The sequence below is a fragment of the Amycolatopsis heterodermiae genome (assembly GCF_034929455.1).
GTDB lineage: Bacteria > Actinomycetota > Actinomycetes > Mycobacteriales > Pseudonocardiaceae > Amycolatopsis > Amycolatopsis heterodermiae.
Genome location: NZ_JAYFSI010000001.1, coordinates 863,548 through 886,670, shown reverse-complemented (window position 1 = coordinate 886,670; position 23,123 = coordinate 863,548). Strand labels below are relative to the sequence as shown.

Sequence of the window (23,123 nt, the reverse complement as noted above, 5' to 3'; positions counted from 1 at the left end):
TTGGCCGAACTGACCATGCAAACCGCGCTGATCAGCGCCGCGACGGCGGCTGTAGTGACGCTACTTATTGAGTACCTGGCGAAGCCACGGCTTGAGGCTCGGAAGAACCGGATCGTCGAAGCATCTCGACAGCGGCTTGAGTTGGGCCATCGATTCCTTGCGATCAACTACAACGTGCACCTGCTCAGCTTGGATCTCGACGACGAACGGCTTCCGCCGGTCGAAAAGTTTCGGACGGTTACGGCCGAGGTGGGACGTATGGCCGACCAGGCCCTATGGTTGGTCCAAGTACTGCCCGCTCGTCACTGGCCGACTGTCGTTCGGCCGATGGTTGCCGCGCGTTATCGGCTTGACCGAGCGCTTGAACTGATCGAGGCCGCGGAGCAAGCCAGTGGCCAACCATCCGTGGGTGAGATTGCGCAATACGTTAATGAGGCTAAGGAGAAGTTGGCGCGAGCCCTTGATATGTATTCGCTCTCACGATGGCGCTTCCGGTCGTATCTGAAGGCCCTGCGAGCGGCTGAGGCGCAGAGTAATGCCAGGATAGTCGACAGCGCATCCTAATAGACACTATGTGGATTCTTCGGTGACACTGACGGCGCCTTTGGCGACAACGCATCCAAGTATCCACGCTCTACTGCATGCACGTGCCGCCTCCATAACAGATTGGAAGCGGTTGACATTGCCGCCAAAAGATGAGCTGAATAGCCTCGCCGACAGCTTGACTAAAGCAGGACTGCGCGCAGAGATGCTTATATCTCCTGGTGACGGAGAGGTAAGCGGGAATAAGCCAGTTATTCGCGCCCATCTGAACAATAGCGCAATTACGCTACACTCCGACGGGCTCAATGTGCTCCTTTACGAGTTGCTGGAACCGGACGCTTGGGCGCGCGGCATTACTGAGCCGCTACATCGGCCCGATATTCCTTTGGGGCCATCCCTGATATTCTCCGACGAGTCTGCCGCTTGGGTTCAGACGGGGCAATAATTTGATTGCCTTACTTACTCATCCTTGTGTCGCGGTTCGTATTTCGTAGCGCAGCATGGCGCACGAACAGCGGAGCGCCAGGAAGAGTTGCTCAGTTCGTTATTACCCGTGTAGCTCAAATGTGTAACCCACCAGGCTACGGGGGCGATCTACAGGTCGAGCCGTGACACGGAGCCGGAGGCGATCATATGGTGACGTTCGGAACATTCCTTTTGATTTTTGTATTGCTATGGTGTGCCGCAACTGCTTTGGCGGCGGCCCTGGATGCACCCAAAGCTTTCCGGCCACTGGTGGTTCCTCTCGCAATTTGGCTCACTGTCGGGTATCCAGGATTGATCTGGACCTCGACGGGGTTCAATGACCTGATGTTTGGAGCTGGACACAGTCCCAAGTCAATAGACTCAATCGTCACTGGCCTGATCTCGGTCGCCATGGGCCTCGTGACAATTGGCAACATAGGCGACCACTGGAGTGAGTAGCGTGTTAATGCTCGGTAAGCGCTGCGTGCTGACCGTCGCCCGCGTCAAGTCTGAGTAATCGTCGAGATCAGGGACTATTGACAGCAGCGTCTACAGCAACGCAGCCAATTAACCACGTGTACGACCGCACGCGAGCTAACGCTGTAACTGCCGTAAACCTGTTGACATTGTTGCCAAAAGGTGAGCTGAAGAGCCTTGTGTCCCCAGTTCGAGTCTGGGAGGAGCCACCAAGATTATGACCCCTGATAAAATCAGCCAAAAAGCTCCAGCCTCGTGCTGGAGTTTTTTGGTTTGACGGCAGTATATCGGCATTTTGACGGCAACGGTTGCCGTCAAGTGTGCGCCAGAAAATCCGTTGCTCCACCTTTTCCAGGGCGTTGCGCTTGCTTGCCATGTCAACATGCTCGTAAATACCCGTGGTTTTGACGTCGCCATGCCCGAGGATCGCTTGTATATCGCGGTCGTGGACATTTAGACTCTTTTGAGTCGTTGCATTGGTGTGGCGAAGTCCATGTAGCTTGATCGGCCGCAGGTCATCGTCTAGGCAGATGCGCCGGAATGACCGGAAAAGGTTGCGAGCTTCGACTGGTCGGCCAGAGCGGGTTGTGAAGACTAGGTCCGCCGACGTGCCGGTACCGCACCATGCCTCGCCAGCGGCTTGTCGGTCTCGTGTCTGCTTCTCGAGCTGCTGGTCCAGGGCGACCTTCGCCGCGGGAAGTAGTGGTTCGTCGCGACGGCTCGTCCGCGTCTTGAGCTCGACACTGCGCATCTGTCCGTCGATACGCTGCACTTGCTGTCGTATGCGGAGTACGTCGGCTTCAGTGTCCACATCGCACCAGCGCAATCCGCGGACTTCTCCGCTGCGCAGGCCGTAGAGTAAGAGCAGCACGAACATGGGGTAGAGCGGATCAGTGCGAGCTACATCAAGGAAGCGACGAGCGTCGTCAGCAGTCCAGTGCTCGGCTTCGGCGGCGGCGTAGCTTGGGAGCAGCACAAGCCGGGCGACATTTCGGAAGACTAGTTCCTGACGCACGGCGTAGGTCAGGGCTGCACTGAGAACCTTCCGGATTTGATGCAGACTGGCGGCCGGCTTACCGGCTCGGTGTAGGCCCGTGAAGTAGTCCTGAACCGTCCGAACCGATAGCTGCGAGAGTCGGTGATTGCCAAGCCCGGGCTTGAGATAGAGTCGGACTACGGATCTGTGGCGGCGAGCGGTAAGGGGACGATTGAAGATTTCGACTGCATTCTCTAGCCAGTAGTCAAGGTATTCGTCGATTCGCCAGTCTTTGTCTGGCAGTGGAATACCTCGGAAGTCTTGAGTCTTGAGTTTGGTGAGCTTCTCATGAGCTTCTGCAAAACTTTTGCCAAAGACACTCTTGCGCTTGCGGTATCCGGCAGTTGTCATGACGTACAGCTGGCCCTCCCAACGCCCGTCTTTGCGCTGGTAAATTGAGCCTTCGCCGTTGGCCTTTCTCCGCGTCATCAGGAGTTGGCCTCGTCAGTCCGTGACTGTACGAACGTGTGGATCGCCGTTGCTGGGACCAGTCGCCTTGACCCGATCTTGATCGTTGTGAGCTTGCGCGTGCGTATGAGCTGGTTAACAGTCCACCGACTAACCCGCAACGCCCTACAGGCTTCATCTACCGTCAACAGCAGCGGTTGATGCGGGTCTTCGTTGGATGCGGGCGTCGCTAAGCGTCGCCAGAACAGGCGTGGCATGGTTGCCGTTGGTTGTGTGAACATTGTTCACCTCCTCTCGGTTAGTTGATCTTTCAGGGCGGGTGTGTCCACCCAGTCCGGCCGCCGACGTGGGTTGTCAGTGGCCGGACTGGAGGGACTAAGAGCCGTCGAACTGGTGTTGCTCCTCCCGCTTGACAAGGCGCTGGATGCTGCTCAACGAGACGCCGTATTGCTTGGCGAGTGCAGGCTTGGAGACGCCCTTCGCAGCGGCTTCGCAGATGAGGCGGATCGCCGCAGCGTCGAGCCGATCAGTCACTCGCCACTGGCGCTCGCTGCGGCCGGTGGACTGCACACTTCGGCGCGGCCGGCGTGGGGACTGCTGGGCCTTCCGGAGCCGCTGCACCGCCCTGACCAGGGCATCTGCCAGGTCAGGGCGTTTGTGATAGCGGCTCGTCAGGTCCACGCTTTGGAGGCCCGCGCCCGCGGAGGGCGCGGGCTTTTTGCGTGGGGCTTCCGTGTCTTCTGGGGGTGCAACCCCCAGACCCCGCCCGGGGGCACGCCCCCGGACCCCCAATGTGGTTGCGTTCTCGTGGTGGGTGCGGCGGGTTCGTGTGGCTATGCCGGGTCTCGGTATTGGTGCAGCATCTTGTTGAAGCGGCGTAACTTGTCCACTGCGTCTTCCGGTACCGGGTCGGGGTGGAAGTGCATGACCTTGTTGCGGACGAAGCGGATCTCTTCCAGGCGGGAAATGAAGGTCGGGCGGTCCAGTGGCCAGCCCAGCTTCTCCCAGACCTCCTTGTTCTCCAGGACGCGCTGGTAGTCGCCCATGGAGAGCTGGTCGAAGCCGGTGATCTTCCGGTTGCACAGCCGCTGGATGGTCGGGAGGTCGACGGCGCGGTTCAGGACCCAGCGGAGCGTTTGGTCCAGCTCGCCCACCTGGAAGAACGGCGTCGCCATCTCGCCGTAGCGTTGTGCCACGTCCGCTGTGGTAACGATGCCCTTGACCGCCTGGCTTTCGTCCAGGACGAACACGAACTCGCGCTGCTGCAGCGTGGGGAGCACCTCGAAGAGGTCGCGGTCGTACGCGACGAGTTCGACGTGGGGGTCGATCGCGTCGGCGACGGTGGCGTCCGGCTTCTGGTGCATCGCCTGGGCGATCGAGCGCCACGTCAGCGCGCCGCGCACGTTGCGAGGGCCGTTGAGCACAGCGAGCTGCGAGTAGTCGTTCAGAAGCATCTTCGTGATCGCTTCTTTGAGCGTGCTGTTGGGATGGACGGATTCCACGCCTTCGAGCGGGGACAGGTTCCCGACCGTCAGCCGGACGTTCAGGTCGCTGCCGCCTTCGTCCTCGACGCCGGGCAGATCGTCGACTTCCGGTGGCCCCTCCGCCGCCGTCTCCTCCGGTTCGTCGGGCGGCGTGATCAGCGATACCAGTGTGTCGAGGGTTACGGCCCGGAAGCCTGGTGACGTCATCAGGCCGTGGTTGGCCAGATCCGCTTCGATCTGGCTGACCTGGTCGCCACGCTCCTTCGCGCCCCAGAGTGCAAGGAGTTCGCGAACGGTGATGCGCTCCGGGGTGTGGTCCTCGGCGCGGCTGCGCGCTTGCCTCAGGCGGTCGTGAACGCGCTGACGGTCGATGTCCTCGCTCTGCCGGTCCGCCACCCGGGTAATCGCCCGGTCGAGCAGCTCTTGGCGCACCCCGTCCAGCAGCCGGTCCTGGCTGACCACCCACCACGCCCGCCAGCCGTCGACCGCCCGCATGCCGGCAGCCACCATGGCGGCCCGCGACGGTGAGCGGAACTCCTCGCCTGCGGGCTCGAGACGAATCCGGCCCCGGTCGGTCACGGTCGCGTGGTAGGTCGCGCCGATGCGGACGCGCTTGAACCTGAGCTTCGCACCGGCTTCGATCAGGCCGGCTTCCAGAAGGTCCGAGACCATGACGCGGCGGCCGCCGATCAGGTACATCGAACGGCCGCCGGCCTCGTCGTTCGCTCCTGTCTCACCGGCCAAGGTGCTCACCACTTCCGCAGACCGGCGAACCTGCGCCGCGCGCCGATCGCTTGTCTGAGGATCTTCTTTTGAAGTTCAGTCTGGCTCAGGCGTTCCACGCGGGTGAGCTGCAACTCCGCGGCGACGGCGAGCAGGGTTTCCCGGTTCAGGTGCTGTGCCTTGAGGTACGCAGCGCCCTCTGGCTCGGTTTCGATTTCGGTCAAGCGTGCGGTGATGGCTGCGACGTCGGCGTTCGACTCCGCGGGGGCTACCGGTGGCGGCTTCGGCGTGGCGGGCGGTTGCTCGGCCCCCTTGTCGGCGGGCGGCTCGGGCTGGGCTTGGCGTGCCGGAAGATCCACGAGAGGGGTCTTCTGACGGCTTGGTACGGCCGCGTTCGCGTCGGTCTGACTGTGGCGGGCCAGGAGGTCGATGAGCTTGGCCTGCGCGAGCTTGCTGTAGTTGCGCAGGCGAAGGAGCTTGGCGACGCTCTTCAGCTCCGGCACTTTGAGGTCAGCCGCGTTCAAGTACGTTCGCCGGTCGTCTTCCGAGGTCAGCTGCGAAAGCTCGTGCACCGCCCGAGACAGGTCGTCGGCCGGTGTCGGAAGGGCCGCGACGGGCGCGTCCTCCTGAGGTATCGGGGCGGCAGGTGCAACGTCCTCGTGAAGAACCGTCAGTTGGGCCTCTCCGCTGACGATCGCCTGCAACGTTGCCTCGTCCTGTTGTTCCAGGAACTCGTAGACCCTCGCCTGCAGGACGGCGAAACTCTTCAGGTTGCTCATCAACGATCACCCGACAGCGCGAGCGCGCGCAGGATCTCGTCGGTCAGTTGGTCGAACTCCTTGACGACCTCGTCCTTTCCGGACGTGCGCAGCATCGCCGGGACGCCGCTCTCGCCCGCGTCGCCGAAGTGCTTCGGGCTGTTGCGGATCTTGCTCTTCAGCACGGGAACCACCGAGTTCGCGTTCACCTCCTCGATGTAGCCGTGCTGGGCCAGGGTCACCTGCTGCGAGTAGATCTGCACCATCGTGAAGACGACGCCCAGGAACGTCGGGTCTATCGGGCGGTACGCGCCAGAGTCGCGTTTGTGGTTGACGTAGTCGTTGAATTGCTGCACCAGCCCCGCGCAATTGCCGGCGAGGTAGTCCAGGCCCAGCGTGGACAGGTAGTCCGCCTTGGCCGGCACGAGGATCTGTTCGCTGGCCACGATCGCCGTCTTGGTGACGAGGCCGAAGTTCGGGGCGCAGTCGATGAGCACCAGGTCGTAGTCGCCGAAGGTGCTGTCCTCCAACGCACTTCGCAGGCAGCTGTGCAGGTCCAGGAACTTCCGCTTCGAGCCGTCGAGGGTGGTGCTGCCGCCCAGCCGCGCAGCTAGTTCCAGGTCGATGTCGATCAGGCCGAGGTGGGACGAGATCAGGTCGAGTCGCCCGGTGAGTTCTTGAGAACGTGGTTGACCCGCTCGGGTGTGACGACGAGGTCGGCCAGGGAGATGTCCCGCCCGGGCATCTCGGAGTCGTACCACTGCCTGATCGTGCGGCTGTCCTTGAGGCGGTGGTGCCAGTCGTCGACGGTGAAGAACGAGAACGTCAGGTTGGTCTGCGGATCGAGGTCGATGAGGAGGACGCGGAGGCCGCGGGCGGCGGCTACCGCGCCCAGGTTGGCGGTGAGGGTTGTCTTGCCCACGCCGCCCTTGTAGTTCATGACCGCCACGATCCGCATACGCCACTCCCCGCTCGCCGGTCCGGTCTACGACTTTCGCAGAAACCGGGCCGGCGCGCGGGGGTGTCCTCGAACTGGCAATTCCTTGTCCTGTTTCTGTCCCGGTCAGGAAAGGGTCTTGAGCCAGTTCGTCACCTGGGTGAAGTACGTTCCCGCGTTCGGGGCGTAGTTGATCGCGTGGCCGTAGCCGTTCAGGATGTACGTTTGCAGGCGGGCTGCCGGGGCGAAGAACGGGGCTTCGGACGCCCGCAACGCTTCTGGGGACGAGCAGTCGCTCGCCAGGGGGCCGCAGAAGTGGGGGTCGTTGCCCACCACCAGGAAGACCGGGACGGCGATCTGCTGCGACGCGGGGATGACCACCGTGGTCATGGCGATCGTGTCCACCGCCTCCGTCGCCGCGAATACGTCCTTTGTGGACTCGTCGTACGCGATCGCTCCTGCGTCGTTCGGGCCTGGGGTGTGGAAGGCCGTGTAGCGGGTTCCGGGGGACGTCGTGAGGTAGCCCGCGTCCAGGCCTCGGCTGCTCAGCTGCGGGTCCAGCGGTGCGGGAATCATGTTCGCCAGCACCGGGATCACCGTGATGTAGTTCATCCGGTGCGTCATGTCCGTCACCAGGACGCCGTCGACGTCGTGGAAGTTGGCCGCCTCGATCATGGCCATCGCCGAGCCGATCGAGTGGCCTCCGACGATCACCTTGGGGAACCTGGGACGCACCGTCTGGATCACCTGGTGGACTGCGTTCGCTTGGGCTGTTGCGGACAACAGGGCGCTTAAGGGCTTCGAGCTTGAGCCGGTGCCCAGGCGGTCGACCGCCAGTGTTGCCACGCCTGCCTGGTTCATCGCCAGGCGGAACGAGCGTAGTTCGGGCGTGTAGGCGATGTCCCAATAGGACGCGTTGTACGTCCCTCCGGGGATCAGGACCACCACCGTCTTCGCCTGGGACGGGGCGCAGAGGCGGCCGTGCATCGTGCCGAGTGGGACTGGGACGTACAGGTCCTGGCAGGTGACCGTGTCCGCCTGGGCGGGAGTCGGCACGGACAATGCCGCCGCGGTCAGCAACAGGGCAGCACAAAGGCGGCGGAAAGCTTGGCGAAGCAAGGAGAACTACCTCCAACTAGCGACGGACTGCCGTCATCGGCAGGCTTTCGGGGTAGGCGGCCGAGGTGAACTTCACGCGCACCGGCCGGTCCGACACCGGGACCAACCTCCAGCGCGCGGCCACCGTGGCCACCGTGATGACGATTTCGTTCTGGGCGAAGACGTTCCCGATGCACTGGCGGGAACCGGCGCCGAACGGGACGAACGCGCCCTTCGGCGGCTGCTTCGCCCGGTCCGGGGACCAGCGATCCGGGTCGAACTTCTCCGGGGCCTCGAAACTGGCGGCGTCGTGGTGCAGGGCGTGCGGGCTGACGATCACCTCGGCGCCCTCCGGGAGCCGCGTGTCGCCGAGGTCGACCTCCGTGAGGGTGCGGCGCATCAGCATCCAGAGCGGGTACTGGCGCAGCACCTCGTCGACCACCTGCCGGACGTAGGCCAGCCGGAACAGGTCGGCGCCGGTGACCGGACGGCCGTCGAGCACCTCGTCGAGCTCGGCGTGCACCCGTTCCTCGACCTCCGGGTGCCGGCCGAGTTCGTGGAACGTCCAGGCCAGGGCGAGCGCGGTCGTCTCGATGCCGGCCGTGAGCAGGGTGAGGACCTCGTCGCGCGCCTGCTCGTCGGTCATGCCGCCCAGCAGCAGCATCGACAGCAGGTCGCCGCGGTCGACGCCCTCGGTCCGCCACTCGCGGATCACCTCCAGCACGATCGCCTGCATCCGCGTGATCGCTTCGTCGAACCGGCGGTTGCCGGGAATCGGCAGCTTTTCGACGAATTTCGGCGACAGTGCGCGAATCATTCCCTGCTGGATGATCAAATAGATGGATCGACGAGCTTCGGCGATGGCCGCTTTCCCCAGTTCGGTGGAGAACAGGGCCTCGCCGACGATCGTCACGGCCAGGCCCTGCAGGTCCTCGTCGAGCATCCGGACGTCGCCCGGCTGCCACGAATCGGCCAAGTCGGCGGCCGCGCGGCGCATGGTTTCCACGTACCCGGCCAGGCGGTCGCGGTGGAACGCCGGCTGCATCAGCCGCCGCTGCCGCAGGTGGAAGTCACCGTTCGAAAGCACCAGGCCGTTGCCGACGAACGGCCGGAACTTGTCGAACATGGCGCCCTTGCGGAACTTCGGCCCGGACGTGACCAGCACTTCGTGGGTCAGCCGGGGGCTGGTGACGAAGTAGGTGGGCGAGGGACCGAGGTAGATCTTGACGATCTCACCGTGTTCGTGCAATGCGTCGGTGAATACGAAGCGTCGCCGCAGGAGCGCCGGGGTGTGCCCGAGAAAAGGCCACCGGCCCGGTGCGACCGGGACGGTCATGAGGACTCCTCGTTACGCCATTGTGTGGATTCCGCCAACGAGACGGCCTACGGTAGGCGCGTCCGGTGGAGTGTGACAGTGCCCGATCGGGTGGTCTGTCGTCATGCATATGGCGCAGCGAGGGAACCGTGAGGGGTCGCTAAACTCGTTGCCATTCCCGATGTGACTAGAAGGTGTTCTCTGTGACACGATCACCGGAATGGGTGCCACCGGGTGTCGATATCTCCGTGCCGAGCATGGCTCGTACGTACGACTTCATGCTGGGCGGAGGACACAACTTCGCCGTCGATCGCGCGGTGGGCGTGCAGATCGAACGCGCGATGCCGGGCCTGCGCGAAGCCGCGCGCGTGAACCGCGCGTTCCTCGGACGGGCGGTGCGGTTCATGGTCGACCGCGGGATCCGGCAGTTCCTCGACGTGGGTTCGGGGATCCCGACGGTGGCGAACGTGCACGAGGTGGCGCAGGCGCGCGACCCGGAATGCCGTGTGGTGTATGTGGATCGCGACCCGGTGGCGGTCGCGCACAGCGAACTGATGCTGACCGGCAACGATCACGCCGCGGTCGTGCAGGCCGACATGCGGGACCCGGAGAAGATCCTCGAGTCGCCGCAGGTCCGCGGCCTGCTCGACCTCGACGAGCCGGTCGGGGTGCTGATGTTGCTGATGCTGCACTGGATTCCGGACGAGTCGGATCCGCTGGATCTGGTCGGCCGTTACCGCGCGGCGATGGCGGACGGCAGTTTCCTCGCCATCACGCACGTCACCGGCGACCACCAGGGCGACAATCTCAGCGAGGCGACCGACGTGATCAAGGAAAGCCGCAGCCCGGACCAGGTGACTTTACGGACGCACGCACAAGTGACCGAGTTGTTCACCGGTTTCGAAATCGTCGAACCCGGTCTGGTCGGTTGCGGCGAATGGCGGCCGGCCGGTCCGGCGGACATCTCGGACACCTCCGACATGAACATGCTGGTTTACGCGGGAATCGGCGGCAAGAAATCGGCCGGGCACCGATAGTGACCAATTCAAGCACGCGTTTTACAAAGCAGGGCTGAGTACATGCCGAAACCCGATCACCGGCCGGACCGGCCCTCGGTGACGTTCGACCCCGAGCGCGGGCGGACCCTGCTCGCCCGCAAATGGGCGTACCTGCTCAGCGGCGTGACCGTCGTGTCGCTGGGCCGCGAAGGGCTCGAACGGGAGCTGCGCGAGCTGCTCGACGCGTTCTGCACGATCCTGCTGGGCAAGCATGCCGACGCCCCGTCCGCGGAACGGATCGGCGAACGGCTGGTCGCGCTCGGGTACGTCGGCGAGCCGGGCCTGCGGTGCACGCTCGAGGTTCTCGGGAAGGGCCTGCCGACGCTGCCGGAGCTCCAGCCGCCGGACCGCTACGCCGGGCGGATCGTGCTCGGCCTGGGCGCGCTCTCCTGCGGGTTCCTGGTGGCGCACGAACGCAGCGTCCTCGACCAGCAGGAGAGCATGCACCTGTCGCTGCTCAAGGCGGTGCGGGACGCGCAGTGGAACCTCAAGGAGAGCGAAGCACGCTTCGACGAGGTGGTGACGTCCTCGGCGAGCGGCATCGCGGTCGTCCGGCTCGACGGCCGCATCGTGCGGGCCAACACCGCGCTCGCCGAGATGCTCGGGCATCCCTCCGGCGAGCTGACCGGAACCGGGCTCTACGACCTCGTGCACCCGGATTCCGTCGAGGTCTTCCGCGAAGCCATGCAGACGCTGCTCGAAGACGGCGGCCGCGAGCGGGTCCGGCAGTCCCTGCGGCTGCTGCGCAAGGACGGCGACGTCGCGCGCATCTCGCTCACCGCGTCCCTGCTGCGGGACGCCGACGACCGGCCCGGCCAGTTCGTCGTGGTCGTCGAGGACGGCACCGAGCTGATGCTGCTGCAGGGCGAGCTGAGCCGGCAGGCCCTGCACGACGTGCTGACCGGCCTGCCGAACCGCCAGTACTTCGGCACCCACCTCGAAGCCGCCCTGCGACGCGCCGACCCGGTGTTCGGCGTCACGCTGCTCCACGTGGACCTCGACGCGTTCGGCATGGTCTGCAACAGCCTCGGCCGCCGTGTCGGCGAACAGGTGCTCGTGCACTTCGCGAAGCGGCTGAAGGCCGTCGTGGCTCGCGAGCGGGCCATGATCGCCCGCTTCCACAGCGACGAGTTCGGCATCCTGATCGAGAACACGGCGATGACACCGGACATCAACACCATCGTGCGCGCCATCAACGACGAGCTCGCCGAGCCGTTCTTCGTCGAAGGGCACGGGCTGGCGCTGTCGGCCAGCGCCGGGGTCGTGCACCGGCCGGTGAAGGGCATCGAGCCGGCCGAACTGCTGCGGGCGGCGGACCAGACGCTGCGGCGGGCCAAGGCCCGGCGACGCGGCCAGTGGAAGATGTTCGACGCGGTGGCCGACGCCGCGGACCGGCGGGCGCAGGGTCTCGCCGTCGGCATGGCCGGGGCGTGGGAGAACGGCGAGATCACCGTGCGGTACCGGCCGATGGCGCGGCTGGCGGACGGCGGGCTGGCCGGCGTCGAGGCCCGGCTGCAGTGGGACCGGCCCGGCCGGCCGCCGCTGGCCCACGACCGGTGCGCGGCGCTCGCCGAGTCCACCGGGCTCGTGCTGCCGCTGGGCGACTGGGCCCTGCGGACGGCGAGCCGGCAGGGCGAGTGGTGGCACCAGCGCCTGGACTTCGGGCTGCCGGTGGTCGCCGGCCTGACCGAGCACCAGGCGACGGACGAGGCGCTGGGCACCCGCGTCACCGGCCTCCTGGCGGACTCCGGCCTGCCGCCGGAGCAGCTGATGATCGGCGTCCCGGTCGGTGCGCTGGGTACGTCCGGGGTGGTTGAGAACCTGACCGCGCTGGCCGGACTCGGCGTCCGCGTGCTGCTCGACGAGTTCGGTCTGGGCCCGGACGACCTGCGGGCGGTCGAGGACCTCCCGGTGGGCGTGGTGCGGGTCGCCCGGCGGCTCGCCGAATGGCAGGCGTGGACGGACTCGACGTTCCTCGGCGCGCTGGTGCCGCTGGTCCGGCAGGTCGGCGCCACGCTGGTCGTCGACGGCATCGACACCGAGGTGCAGGCGAACTGGTGGCGCGACGCCGGCGCGGATCTGGCCACCGGCGACTACTTCGGCACCGCCGGCGAGGCGGGCGCGGTGGTGGAGCACTTCGTCGGTGCCTGAGCCCGCCACCGGGTGAGCGCCACCGCGGCCAGCACGATCACCATGCCGCCGACGATCCTGGGGGTCAGCGGCTCGCCCAGGACGAGCGCGCCCAGGGCCACCGAGACCACCGGGAGCAGGTAGCCGACGGTCGCGGCCGCCGTCGGGCCTTCGTCGGTGAGCACGCGGTAGTTGAGGTAGAACGTGACGCCGGTGCCGAAGACGCCCAGGATCGTCACCGCGAGCACCGCCGTCAGGTTCAGCCCGGGCGCGGGGCCGGCCAGCGGGAGCGCGACGGCCGTCAACGCGGTCGCCGTCATCAGCTGGGCGGCCGACAGCGCCATCGGGGCGCCGTTCGGCGGGAGTTTCCGGGCCATGTAAGCGAACGCGATCGCGTAGCTCAATGCTGCTCCGAGGAGCGACAGCGCTCCGGCGCTCAGCAGGCCGGACTGCTGCCAGGGCGCGAAGATCACGAGGACGCCCGCGAAACCCAGGACCAGGCCGAGGATCCGGGCCGGGCCGAGGCGGCGCTCCGTGCCCAGTGCCGCGCCGATCAGCACCGACCACAACGGGGTCGTCGCGTTCATCACGCCCGCCACGCCGGAGTCCACCGTGCGCTCCGCGATGCCGAACAGCGCGAACGGCACGGCGTTGCAGAAGAACGCCGCGACGATCAGCCGGCCCCACGTCGCCCGGTCGCGCGGGAGGCGCTGGCGGCCCGCGACCGCCAGCGCCAGCAGCGTCAACGCGCCCAGGGCGCAGCGGATCAGCGTGAGGTGGACGGGGCTCAGCCCGGTCAGCGCCAGCTTGATCCACAGGAAGCCCGAGCCCCACAACAGGGCCAGCACGCCGATGCGCACCACCACACCCACCTCTCCTCCGACTCCTCCTTTCACCGTGCCGGAGGTGATCTGTCAGGACAAGTGAAGAGTTCTGGACTGATCTTTAAGAGGTTCTACAGGTTTCCAGAGGCGGTCGCCGAACAGCGCGAGGGCCGCGGGCAGCAGGACGCCGCGGACGACCGTCGCGTCGAGCAGGATCGCGAAAGCCATGCCCAGGCCCAGCATCTTGTACTCGATCGCCGCGAGGCTCAGGAAGATGCTGAACACGCCCGTCATGATCAACGCCGCGCTCGTCACGACGCCGGAGCTGCTCGCGGTGCCTTCGACGATCGCCTCCCGCGGCGGGCTGCCCGCCTGACGGCGTTCGCGGATCCGGCTGAGGATGAAGATGTGGTAGTCCGTGCTCAGGCCGAACAGCAGCACGAACAGGAACATCGGCAACGAGCCGAGCACCCCGCCGTACGGCGTGAAACCCAGTAGTGGCGCGAGAAAGCCGTCCTGGAACACCAGGGTGAGGACGCCGTAGGCCGCGCCGACCGACAGCAGGTTGAGCAGGATCGACACCGCCGGCACCGCCACCGACCGGAACACCAGCAGTAGCAGCACGAACGCGAGCAGCAGGATGAACCCGAAGACGTACGGCGCCCGGTCCAGGACCTGCGCGGTGAAGTCGTGCGCCTCGGCGGTCCGGCCCGCCACCGCGTAGTGGACGCCGTCGAGCCGCCCGATCGTCTGGGGCAGCAGGGTTTCCCGCAACGCCGTGAGTGTGCGGTCGGCGACCTCGTCGTTTCCGCTGCCGCCGAGCGGGATGCGCACGACGAGCGCGTCGCCGACCGGAACCACGATCGCCGGCTTCGGCGTCCGCGCGGTGAGGGCGTCGACCGCCCGGCGGACGGCGGGGGTGCTGACCGGGCCGTGATCGCTCCAGACGACGACGTGCGCCGGCATGGTGACACCCGGGAACGCGTCCTGGACGCGCGCGGCCGCGTCGATCACCGGGACGCTGCGCGGCAGGCTTTCGGTCGGTGCCGGGTCCTGCAGCCGGATCCCGGCCGCGGGCAGGGCGAGCAGGACCAGCAGCCCGGCGGCGATCCCGGTCCACCACGCCGGACGCCGCGTCACCGTCGAGGCGACTCCGGCCCAGAAGCGCGAACGGGTGCCACGCTTGCCCAGCAACGGGATCCGGAGGCGGTCGACGCGGGTGCCGAGCAGCGAGAGCGTCGCGGGAAGCACGGTCACCGACGCCAGCACCGCGAGCCCGACCACGAGGATCGTGCTGACGGTCAGGCCGCGGAGGTTGTCGAGCCCGGTGAACAGCAGGCCCGTCACACACAGCGCGACCGTCAGTCCCGACACGGCGATCACGTGCCCGGACGTCCGCGCGGCGATCCGGATCGACTCGGCGACGCCGCGTGCGCGTTCCTCCCGGACGCGGCGCAGGAAGAACAGTGAGTAGTCGACGCCGACCGCCATACCGATCAGCAGCGTCATCGAGGAAGTGGCGCTGTTGACCGGAATCCAGTTGTCCACTGCGGACAGAAGGCCGAACGTGGCCAGCACCGTGGTGCCCGCCAGCAGCACCGGGATCGCCGCTGCGACCAGCGAACCGAAGACGGCCAGCAGGATCAGCAGGGTGAGCGGGAGCGAGCGCGTCTCGGACCGTCCGATGTCCTCCTTGATGCTCTGGTCGACCGCGCCGGACACGCTGAGGTCGCCCGCTTGCGCGAGCCGGGCGTCCGGGTGCCGCGCGGCCACCGCGTCGACGGCCGCGGTCGCCGTCGCGAGGTTGGCCCGGATTTCCGTGCCGGTGCCGAGGATCCGGAAGGTGACCAGGCCGGACCGGCCGTCGGCGGAGACCTGGGCGGGATCGTCCAGCGGGCCGCGGATGTCCGCGACCGCACCGGAGGCCGACAACGTCGTCACCAAGTCGGTGACGGCCGGGGAATTCCGTGGTACCAGGACGTTCTCCCAGAACGGCTCCCGGGAATCCTGGCGGTCGAGGACTCCCTGACCGGTGCCGGAGTCGCCGGCGGGGCTCGAGCGCGCGTCGGTGCCGGGGGCGAACGTGCCGATGACCCAGGCGAGCGCGACGAGCGCCAGCCAGCCGAAGATCGCCGCGGCGCGGTGGTGCGACGACCAGCGCGCGACGCGTTCGACCACGGGCGTGCCTGCAGGCAGCATGAACTAAGGTCCTTCCGTGAAGGAGTGATCCGATGAGAGCTCGCCTTCGGGCGAGTGGGTGCTTCTTCTTCCTGGGCCGCCGAGTTGCCGCTCGGCGGTCCAGGGCCTCAGGTCAGTCGACCTCCTTGAGCACGTGCTCGATGGATCGCAAGCGGTCCTGGACGTCCCGCAGCTGGCGCTCGGTCTCCTCCTGCGTCCGGACGGCTTTCTCGGCCAGCGACCGGAATTCGGCCTCCCGGGCCAGTGCGGCCTTGGCGCGCCAGGTCGAGGCCAGCTGCACGATCGCGACCGTGAGCACGACGGTGATCAGGACGAAGACCCCGGTCACGCCGATGATCTCCTGCCACTGGTGCCAGTTCATGTCCGTCCCTCCTCGCCGTCCCCGCGGACGGACTCCGGTGTGGTCAGCGTCGGCACGGCGGCCGCGATCGCCGCCGGCGTCAGCACGACGGAGAACGGGGTGAGCTCGTAGAAGCGCAGCGTCTTGCCGTCTTCGCCCACCTCGAAGCTGGCCGTGACCAGGCCCGCGGCCTCGAGCTTGCGCAGGTGCACCTGCAGCAGCGCGCGGCTGATCCGCAGCTCGCGCGCCAGCTCGCTGACGTAGGCGCGTTCGGCCAGCAGGGCCGCGACGATCCGCAGCCGGTGCGGGTTCGCCAGGGTCCCCAGCAGCCGGACGAGCTCGTCCCCGGTGGGCTCGGTCACGGCGTCCTCCACATGCAAACAAAAGCTAGCAGGTGGCGTCTCGGAGAACCATCAGGGTGATCCCTGAGTCCTACATGGGGTGTTCCATCCAGACGTTCGGCTCGACGTAGGTCGCCGTGTCGTAGGCCGTCGTCGCGTGGACCGGGGCGATGCCGCCGGGGATGAGGTTCTCGCCTTCCCGCAGCTTGACGCCCGTCCACTCGCGCCAGTCGGCCAGCGAACCCGCCAGTGTCACCGCGAACGGGCAGACCTTGACGACCCGGGCGCCCAGGCGTTCGTGGGTGCGCAGCCAGCGGTCGGCCAGCAGGCCGTCCGGGCGGCGGCGGGCCGCGTACTCCGGCATCGGGACGGCCGGCTCCTGCTCCTTGCCGATCGGGCGGACCGACACGATCAGCTTGCGCAGCCCCGTTTCCGCGGCTCGCGCCTTCAACGCCTTGAGCATCGGCGCGGACAGGCCGCTGCCACGCAGGCGCGGCGCGATCACGACTTCCAGCGCGCACAACGCGTTCGGTGCGCGGCCGTCCATCACGTCCTGGGCCGCCCACTCGATGGCCTGGTCCCAGCCGTGGTCCGGCAGCTCCGTGCGGTCTTCCGCCGGGAAGGCCAGCGGGACCGACAGGGCGCGGGCGATCGGGACGCCGTCGTCGTCCAGCGCGATCAGGAAGTAGCGCGCCCAATGGCGCAGGAACCGCTCGCCGGTGATCATCCGGCCGCTCGCACCCTGGTAGATGAACCGGCCGCCGACGTCACCGAGGTTCAGCGCCGGTTCGAGCAGGTCAGGACGTCCGGCAAGATCAACCACGCGCATGCGCCCAGTCAAGCGGAAACGATCACCACCGGGATAGCGGCAACCGGGCGACAGTCAGCGGACGGGCAGGGCCCTGCGCCGGCGGGTCAACGCCGAGGGGTCGAGGTTCGCCTTCGTGCCGGCGTCGTGGCCGTCGAGGTAGCCGCTGCCGGACAGGCGCCGGGGCGCGGCCGAGCGCAGGTCGCCGTACTCCTCGTCGAACCGGTGCTGGACCAGCGCCGAGCGGTCGCGGACGACGAGTTCGGCCGAGCGCACGCCGGGCGCGGCCGTGCGGACGGCCTCCTGCTCGGCCAGCGAAAGCCGCTCGTGGACCGCGCGCGCGAAGCCGTGCAGCCACGTGCGCCGGTAGGCCGCCAGTGACTCGCCGGGGAAGAACCCGCCGGGCCGGACGCGGGTCAGCTGGGTGCTCGCCTGCAGCAGGAGGCTGGTGAACAGCAATTCGACGCGGCCGAGGTCGGACTGGTAGCCGAACACGGTGACGCTCTCGACCTTCTGGCCGACGCGGTGCAGCAGGGTCCGGCAGCGCAGCGGGTAGGCGACCGAGGTGAGCAGGCTCGCCTTGTCGCGGCTGTACGGGTCGTTCATCGGGATGGTGAGCGTGCCGATGTCGTCGACGCTCGCGCCGGTCTCCGCGAGCATCGCCTGGTCGATGCCGTACCGGGCGACCAGCTCGGCGGCCTTCTTGTTGTACGCCTCGGCTTCCGCCTCGGTGACCGCCGGGTCCTCGGCCTTGGCCAGGAGCTTGCGGATGCGCTCGAGCTGCGGGTCTGACTCGGACATGGAGGGAGCTTATTCGATCAGGTGTTCGGGCGTGCGCACCGGGTGAGCGTGTCGCGGATGATGTGACGAGCGCCTTCGCGGCCGAGCGGTCCGATCCGGCAAGGGCTGAAGCGAAACCGCGCGCGTGACCGGCGTGCCCGCCGAAGGGTGGCAGGTCGTCGCCGGCACCTCGGACGCCGACTGGCAGCGGCAGGAGATGCCGGCCCATCGGCTTTCCGGCTGCGGCGTGGACGCTCGGCAAGGCGGTCGCAGTGGACAGCTAAGGGGGTGCGCGTTACCGAAGTCGAAGCTCGGGCGCCGATGCCGACCGCGCGCACCGGGTGAGCGTGTCGCGGCTCAAGTGCCTGGGCGCACCAGGCCGGTTTCGTACGCCACGACCACGGCCTGCGCGCGGCTCGAGATGCCGAGCTTCGTCATCAGCCGGTTGAGGTGGGTCTTCACCGTTGCCTCGCTGACGCGCAGCTCGGCCGCGATCCACCCGTTCGTGACGCCGGTGCCGACGAACCGGAGCACCTCCAGCTCGCGTTCGGTCAGCACTGACAGGCGTGCGGTGGGCAGCTGCGGTGGGGTCCGGGTGAAGGCCTCGACGAGGCGCCGCGTGATCGTCGGGCCGAAGAGCATGTCGCCGCGGGCGACCGCGTGGATGCCGGCGACCAGCGTGTCCGTCGGGCTGTCCTTGAGCAGGAACCCCGCCGCGCCCGCGCGCAACGCCGTGTAGACGTATTCGTCGAGGTCGAACACGGTCAGCATGAGCACGCTCGGCCGCGGAGGCACGGCCTCGGCGAGGATCCGCTCGGTCGCCTTGACGCCGTCCAGGCCGGGCAGCCGGATGTCCATCAGGATGACGTCCGGCCGCAGCGCCGCCGCCTTCTCGACGGCCTCGAGACCGTCACGCGCTTCGCCCGCGACCTCGATGTCCGGCACCGCGCCGAGCAGCGCGGCGAACCCCGCGCGGACGAGGTCCTGGTCGTCGACCACCAGCACGCTCGTCACTCGGGCTCCTGCGGTTGGGGGACGGGCCGCGGGTACGGCAGCGTCAGCACGACGGCGAACCCGGCCGGGTCACGGGGACCGATCTCGATCACGCCACCGTACATCCGGGCCCGTTCGCGCATGCCGATCAGCCCGTGCCCGCCCGGGTTGGGCGGCTCGGACGACCCGCCACCGGGGTCGGTGACGCCGAGGACGAGGTGCTCGGTCCCGTAGTCCAGCGTCAGCTCGGCCGTGGGGCCGCCGTGCTTCAGCACGTTCGTCAGTGCCTCCTGCGCGACGCGGAACGCGCACAGCTGCTGGCCGGGCGGCAGCGTCCGGGCCTCGCCGGTGACGCGGAGGTCGACCGCGACCCCGGCTTCGCGGACCCGGGCGGCGAGGATCCCGAGGTCGCCCAGCCCGGGTTGCGGCCGGTACCCCTCGAGCGGGTGCTGCGGCGGGCGAAGGACGCTCAGGAGGCGTCGCAGCTCGTCGAGCGCTTCGGTCGTGGTGCCGGTGATCGTGTCCAGCGCGGTCCGGGCGGTGTCCGGCGCCGACTCGAAGACGTACCGCGCGAGGTTGGCCTGCACCGCGATCACCGAAAGGTGGTGCGAGACGACGTCGTGCAGCTCGTGCGCGATCCGGACGCGCTCCTCCGCGACGGCCAGTTCCGTGTCGTGCTCGGCGCGCCGGATCCGGTGGCTGCGGACGTGGGCGGTGCGCCCGATCGCCGCGACGCCGACCGCGAGCAGCAGCGAGATCAGCGTGTCGCCGACCGGGGAGACCGGGCTGCCGAACAGCATCGACGTCTCGTACGCGATCAGGCCGAGCACGGTGACGGCGAGCGCGTCGCGGAAGCGGCAGTGCGCCCAGACCGTGTAGGCGGCGATGACCACGCTGAGCTGCCCGAGCTGCGAGCGGAAGCCGAGCGCGTAGAAGACGCCCATCAGGACCACGCAGGCGGCCAGGGCCGGGATCGGGAACCGGCGGCGCAGCGCGAGCGGCAGCGCGCTGACCGCGGCGAGGACGAGCCCGAGCGGGCGCGCGTGGGCGCCGAAGGGATCGCCCAGCTCGGTGGCGCCGGCGAGCTGGTAGGCCGCGACGAGCACCGCGAGCACGGCGTCCACCAGCCGTGGCCGCGCACGGAGTTCCCGCAGTGCCGTCACCGGGGGAAAGTTACCGGTGTACCGCCAAGGTTTACCCCGGCTACGTCGCCGGTTGCTTCCGCTGCGTGTCCGTTCGCCACTACGGTCGGCCACTGACTCGGCGGAGAGGGTGCCCCACCGGGGCCGGGGGAGGTCTCCGGAGCCCCTCTCCGCCGGGCGTCACCCGAGGTACGCGTCGAGCGTGACGGCCAGCGCCGATTCCGGCGACGGCGCGAAGCTCGCCCCGGCCAGCCCGCCCCAGAGCCACAGCTGCGCGAGGCCGTGCAACGCGGCCCAGAGCGACGCGGCGACCAGCCGCAGGTCGGCACCGGACCGCGCGAGCGGCGTCGGCACCGCCGCCACCAGCACGGCGAAGGTGTCGAACACCCCGCTCGCCGCCGCCGAGAGCGCCGGGTCGGTCGTGTCGACGAGGTCGCGGCGGAACATCAGCTCGAACATCGCCGGGTTCGTCAGCGCGAAGTCGACGTAGCTGTGGCAGGCGGCGGTCAGCCGTTCGCGCGGCGAGCCCGGCAGCTGGTCGCCGCGGGCGAGCAGGTCGGCGTACCCGCGGGTGGCCACGGCGGAGAGCAGCTCGGCCCGGCCGGAGAAGTGCCGCAGCGGGGCGCCGTGCGAGACGCCGGCCGCCTTCGCGATCCCGCGCAGCGTCACCGCGTCGACGCCTTCGCCGGCCAGCAGCTCGGACGCGGTGTCGATCAGGCGTTGCCGGGTGCCCATGCCTCGTCCAGGGTCATCTCTTGGGCCATCGGGAGCAGGTCGGGGCGCTTGGCGAAGAAACCGTCGCCGGGCTGGCGGCCGACCAGCCGGTTGCGCGTACGCGAGACGGCGACTGGCAGCACCTCGCGCATCACCCAGTTCAGGTCCGCGCGCCAGCCGGCGTGCGACGGCGTGCCGGGCAGCGGCGCGAGCCAGCCGGGGTCGTGGTCGACGCCGAGCAGGCCGAGGACGTAGGCGGCGAGCCGGTGGTGCCCGTGCGTGGACAGGTGCAGCCGGTCGGCGCCGAAGTAGCGCGAGTCGGTGACGGCCTGGTCCGGCCACAGGTCGACCAGCTGCGCGCCGTAGCTGACGGCGGCTTCGCGGATCGCCTCGTTGAGCGCGACGATCCGCGGCCGCATCCGCGCGCCCAGCGGCATCCGGTTCGAGATGTCGCTGAGGGTGAAGGTCACGACGGTGGGCGAGATCTCCGTGCAGGCGCGGATGGCGGCGTCGACCCGGCGGGCGACGGTCCGCGCGTCCCAGCCCCGGCTCATGACGTCGTTGCCGCCGCCGAAGAGTGCAATGAGGTCGGGTTCGAGCCGGGTCGCGGCGGGGACCTGCTCGGGCACGATCTGGTCGAGCCGCCGCCCGCGGACGGCGAGGTTCGCGTACCGGAAGCGCGGCTCCTCCTCGGCCAGGCGCGCGGCGACGAAGTCCGCCCAGCCGCGGTACTGGTGCCGGCCGGGGTACGGGTCGTCGAGACCCTCGGCGCAGCTGTCGCCGAGGACGACGAAACGGTGGTAGCTCATTCCCGATCTCCGTAACCCGTGGTTCACCTTGTGGACACTGTCTATCAAACTCCTGTAGACGCTGTCTACATCGGGGTCGCCAAGAGGTGATCACGGGTGTGCCGGTCTCGGGGCGCGTGGGCCGGAGGTTGGGACGGCTGTCCTGGGAGACGGGTCAGGCGAGCCGGGCGCGGTGGGCCGAGACCGCCGCGCGGCGGGGGTCCGCGGCCGGGAGCAGCTTCAGCAGCGTGTCCAGGACCTCGAAGTCGTCGGCGCCGCAGGCCGTCTCCCAGAAGGACCACAGGACGGCCGGGTCGGTGCTGTTCAGGGCCACCTGGCGGACCTGGGCGGTGAGCGTCTCGCGTTCCTCGCGGATCGCCGGGGCCTCGGACTCCGGCAGCAGCGGGCCGCGGAACGCCCGCAGGACGTCGGACGGGGAACCTGAGCGCAACGCCGAGCGGGCCCGGACGAAGTCCGCGTCCACCTCGGCCGCCAGGCGGTACGGGCGGGTCTGCACCACCGATGCGCCCAGCTGGGAACGCAGGCGGTGGATCTCCGCGCGGACCGTCACCGGGTTGCCCGCCTCGCCGTAGAGCTGCAGGGCCAGCCGTTCCGCCGAGAGGCCGTTCGGGTGCAATGCCAGCAGGGTCAGGATCTCCGCGTGGCGCAAGGTGAACGGGACGTCACGACCATCCACTGTGGTCGATCCGGCGCCGTCGGCCAGGTATTCGAGGCGCAGCCGCGGGCGGTGGCCGCCGCTGCCGCCCGACCGCAGCCGGAGGAGGTAGCCCTCGGCCAGCGGCTCCACCGTCGCGAGGCGGCCGTCGGGGAGGGCGACGGTGCCGCCGCCGCGCCGGACGTCCACCGTGGCCGGCAGCAGGCACGCCTGGGCCGCCAGCACCCGGCCGCCCGCCGAAAGCAGGGCGCCGGGACGGCCGCGCAGGGCCTCCAGGTGGGGCATGTTGACGCGCCGCAGCCGTTCGTCGCGGACCGCGAGCTGGGCGCGCAGCTGTCCTTCGGCGAGCTGCGCCGTGGCTGTGACCAGGGACAACATCGCCGGGTGGACCGTGCGCAGCGGGCCGCTGACGTCGATCGAGCCGAGCAGCACGCCGGTCTCGGGGTCGCGCACGGGCGCCGCCGCGCACGTCCACGTGTGGTAGCGCCGGACCAGGTGCTCGGCCGAGTAGATCTGCACCGGCTCCCCGGTCGCGAGGGTGGTGCCCATGGCGTTCGTGCCGATCGCCGACTCGCTCCACCGGGTGCCTTCGGAGAGGCCCACGTGGTCGGCGCGCACCAGCTGGTTCGCGGCGCCCTCGCGCCACAGGATCAGGCCCTCGGCGTCGGTCACGATCATCACGTGCTCGGCGTCGTCGGCGATGCTCACCAGCATCTGCCGCAGCACCGGCAGCACGGGCGCCAGCGGGTGGGCCTCCCGCAGCGCGGCCAGGTCGTCCGCGTCGTAGACGAACGGGGCCTCGCCCTCGTCCGGGTCGACGTGCGCGGCCAGCGACCGGTCCCAGGACGCCGAGACCACGGAGCGTGGCGGACGCGGCCCCGGGACGCCGGACAGCACCGCCGCGCGGACGTGCTCCAGCAGCCGCGCGTACGACTCCGGATCGCGCAGCAGTTCCGGCTCGGGCGCCTCTGCCACAGCCTCCAGACTAGAGACCCAGCTCACAGCGCTGCAACGTCCGTGCAACGTTGCCCGGCCTACGTTCGCGGGGAGCCGAGGAACACCGTCACTCCGAGCAATGAGGCAGGG

23 protein-coding genes are annotated in these 23,123 nt (G+C 68.5%); 3 read left to right on the top strand and 20 right to left on the bottom strand.

All coding sequences use genetic code 11. The features are described from left to right. Positions 1 to 564: a PIN domain-containing protein gene (locus VA596_RS04245; protein WP_323323794.1), complete on the top strand. Its 564-nt coding sequence runs from the start codon at positions 1 to 3 to the stop codon at positions 562 to 564. A gap of 970 nt (positions 565 to 1,534) precedes the next feature. Here VA596_RS04245 and VA596_RS04240 read toward each other — a convergent pair. The 9 genes from VA596_RS04240 to VA596_RS04210 all read right to left on the bottom strand — a co-directional run bounded on the left by VA596_RS04240 (position 1,535) and on the right by VA596_RS04210 (position 9,265). Continuing rightward, a complete protein-coding gene (locus tag VA596_RS04240) occupies positions 1,535 to 2,950 on the bottom strand; it encodes a site-specific integrase (protein WP_323323792.1) in 1,416 nt (471 codons plus the stop codon). Beyond that, the gene (locus VA596_RS50610; RefSeq protein WP_410171864.1) at positions 2,950 to 3,186 is read right to left on the bottom strand and encodes a helix-turn-helix domain-containing protein; all 237 of its coding nucleotides are present in this window, start codon (positions 3,184 to 3,186) and stop codon (positions 2,950 to 2,952) included. Before VA596_RS50610 ends, VA596_RS04240 begins: the two co-directional genes overlap by 1 nt. A gap of 118 nt (positions 3,187 to 3,304) precedes the next feature. Beyond that, entirely contained in the window at positions 3,305 to 3,610 is a 306-nt protein-coding gene (locus VA596_RS04235) for a hypothetical protein (protein ID WP_323323791.1), read from the bottom strand. Positions 3,611 to 3,762: 152 nt separating this feature from the next. Next, a complete protein-coding gene (locus VA596_RS04230; RefSeq protein WP_323323789.1) occupies positions 3,763 to 5,166 on the bottom strand; it encodes a restriction system modified-DNA reader domain-containing protein in 1,404 nt (467 codons plus the stop codon). Next, on the bottom strand, positions 5,163 to 5,915 hold the full coding sequence (locus tag VA596_RS04225; protein WP_323323787.1) for a hypothetical protein: 753 nt from the start codon (positions 5,913 to 5,915) through the stop codon (positions 5,163 to 5,165). The genes VA596_RS04230 and VA596_RS04225 overlap by 4 nt, the downstream gene beginning before the upstream one ends. Continuing rightward, the gene (locus VA596_RS04220; RefSeq protein WP_410171836.1) at positions 5,915 to 6,655 is read right to left on the bottom strand and encodes a ParA family protein; all 741 of its coding nucleotides are present in this window, start codon (positions 6,653 to 6,655) and stop codon (positions 5,915 to 5,917) included. Before VA596_RS04220 ends, VA596_RS04225 begins: the two co-directional genes overlap by 1 nt. Continuing rightward, positions 6,547 to 6,852: a ParA family protein gene (locus VA596_RS50605; RefSeq protein ID WP_410171835.1), complete on the bottom strand. Its 306-nt coding sequence runs from the start codon at positions 6,850 to 6,852 to the stop codon at positions 6,547 to 6,549. The genes VA596_RS04220 and VA596_RS50605 overlap by 109 nt, the downstream gene beginning before the upstream one ends. A 105-nt stretch (positions 6,853 to 6,957) precedes the next feature. After that, entirely contained in the window at positions 6,958 to 7,893 is a 936-nt protein-coding gene (locus VA596_RS04215; RefSeq protein WP_410171863.1) for an alpha/beta hydrolase, read from the bottom strand. A gap of 73 nt (positions 7,894 to 7,966) precedes the next feature. Beyond that, positions 7,967 to 9,265 carry a cytochrome P450 gene (locus VA596_RS04210; protein WP_323323783.1) on the bottom strand — a complete coding sequence of 433 codons (1,299 nt, stop codon included), beginning with the start codon at positions 9,263 to 9,265 and terminating at the stop codon, positions 7,967 to 7,969. A 182-nt stretch (positions 9,266 to 9,447) separates the two neighbouring features. Between VA596_RS04210 and VA596_RS04205 the strand changes: the two genes are divergently transcribed. Both VA596_RS04205 and VA596_RS04200 read left to right on the top strand, forming a co-directional pair. Continuing rightward, on the top strand, positions 9,448 to 10,281 hold the full coding sequence (locus VA596_RS04205) for an SAM-dependent methyltransferase (RefSeq protein ID WP_410171834.1): 834 nt from the start codon (positions 9,448 to 9,450) through the stop codon (positions 10,279 to 10,281). Between the two features lie 42 nt (positions 10,282 to 10,323). Next, positions 10,324 to 12,453 (top strand): putative bifunctional diguanylate cyclase/phosphodiesterase, encoded by a 2,130-nt coding sequence (locus VA596_RS04200; RefSeq protein ID WP_323323779.1) that lies wholly within the window; start codon positions 10,324 to 10,326, stop codon positions 12,451 to 12,453. On the opposite strand, the gene VA596_RS04195 is transcribed toward VA596_RS04200, so the two are convergent. The 11 genes from VA596_RS04195 to VA596_RS04145 all read right to left on the bottom strand — a co-directional run bounded on the left by VA596_RS04195 (position 12,396) and on the right by VA596_RS04145 (position 23,012). Next, a complete protein-coding gene (locus VA596_RS04195) occupies positions 12,396 to 13,292 on the bottom strand; it encodes a DMT family transporter (protein ID WP_323325641.1) in 897 nt (298 codons plus the stop codon). The two genes, VA596_RS04200 and VA596_RS04195, sit on opposite strands and share 58 nt — an antisense overlap. A 54-nt stretch (positions 13,293 to 13,346) precedes the next feature. After that, positions 13,347 to 15,455, bottom strand: coding sequence for an MMPL family transporter (locus VA596_RS04190; RefSeq protein ID WP_323323777.1), 2,109 nt, complete (start codon positions 15,453 to 15,455; stop codon positions 13,347 to 13,349). A gap of 112 nt (positions 15,456 to 15,567) precedes the next feature. Continuing rightward, positions 15,568 to 15,816, bottom strand: coding sequence for a hypothetical protein (locus VA596_RS04185; protein ID WP_323323775.1), 249 nt, complete (start codon positions 15,814 to 15,816; stop codon positions 15,568 to 15,570). Beyond that, on the bottom strand, positions 15,813 to 16,157 hold the full coding sequence (locus tag VA596_RS04180; protein ID WP_323323773.1) for an ArsR/SmtB family transcription factor: 345 nt from the start codon (positions 16,155 to 16,157) through the stop codon (positions 15,813 to 15,815). Before VA596_RS04180 ends, VA596_RS04185 begins: the two co-directional genes overlap by 4 nt. Before the next feature lie 70 nt (positions 16,158 to 16,227). Beyond that, a complete protein-coding gene (locus tag VA596_RS04175) occupies positions 16,228 to 16,965 on the bottom strand; it encodes a Long-chain-fatty-acid--CoA ligase (protein ID WP_323323771.1) in 738 nt (245 codons plus the stop codon). Positions 16,966 to 17,019: 54 nt separating this feature from the next. Then, positions 17,020 to 17,745, bottom strand: coding sequence for a DUF2786 domain-containing protein (locus VA596_RS04170; RefSeq protein WP_323323769.1), 726 nt, complete (start codon positions 17,743 to 17,745; stop codon positions 17,020 to 17,022). A gap of 336 nt (positions 17,746 to 18,081) precedes the next feature. Further along, positions 18,082 to 18,738: a response regulator transcription factor gene (locus tag VA596_RS04165; protein ID WP_323323767.1), complete on the bottom strand. Its 657-nt coding sequence runs from the start codon at positions 18,736 to 18,738 to the stop codon at positions 18,082 to 18,084. Beyond that, complete coding sequence (locus tag VA596_RS04160; RefSeq protein ID WP_323323765.1) at positions 18,735 to 19,880, bottom strand: sensor histidine kinase; 1,146 nt, start codon at positions 19,878 to 19,880, stop codon at positions 18,735 to 18,737. The genes VA596_RS04165 and VA596_RS04160 overlap by 4 nt, the downstream gene beginning before the upstream one ends. Positions 19,881 to 20,039: 159 nt before the next feature. Next, positions 20,040 to 20,594: a TetR/AcrR family transcriptional regulator gene (locus tag VA596_RS04155; RefSeq protein ID WP_323323763.1), complete on the bottom strand. Its 555-nt coding sequence runs from the start codon at positions 20,592 to 20,594 to the stop codon at positions 20,040 to 20,042. Then, positions 20,573 to 21,382: an SGNH/GDSL hydrolase family protein gene (locus VA596_RS04150; protein ID WP_323323761.1), complete on the bottom strand. Its 810-nt coding sequence runs from the start codon at positions 21,380 to 21,382 to the stop codon at positions 20,573 to 20,575. The genes VA596_RS04155 and VA596_RS04150 overlap by 22 nt, the downstream gene beginning before the upstream one ends. 154 nt (positions 21,383 to 21,536) lie before the next feature. Beyond that, the gene (locus VA596_RS04145) at positions 21,537 to 23,012 is read right to left on the bottom strand and encodes a helix-turn-helix domain-containing protein (RefSeq protein WP_323323759.1); all 1,476 of its coding nucleotides are present in this window, start codon (positions 23,010 to 23,012) and stop codon (positions 21,537 to 21,539) included. Positions 23,013 to 23,123: the final 111 nt, after the last annotated feature.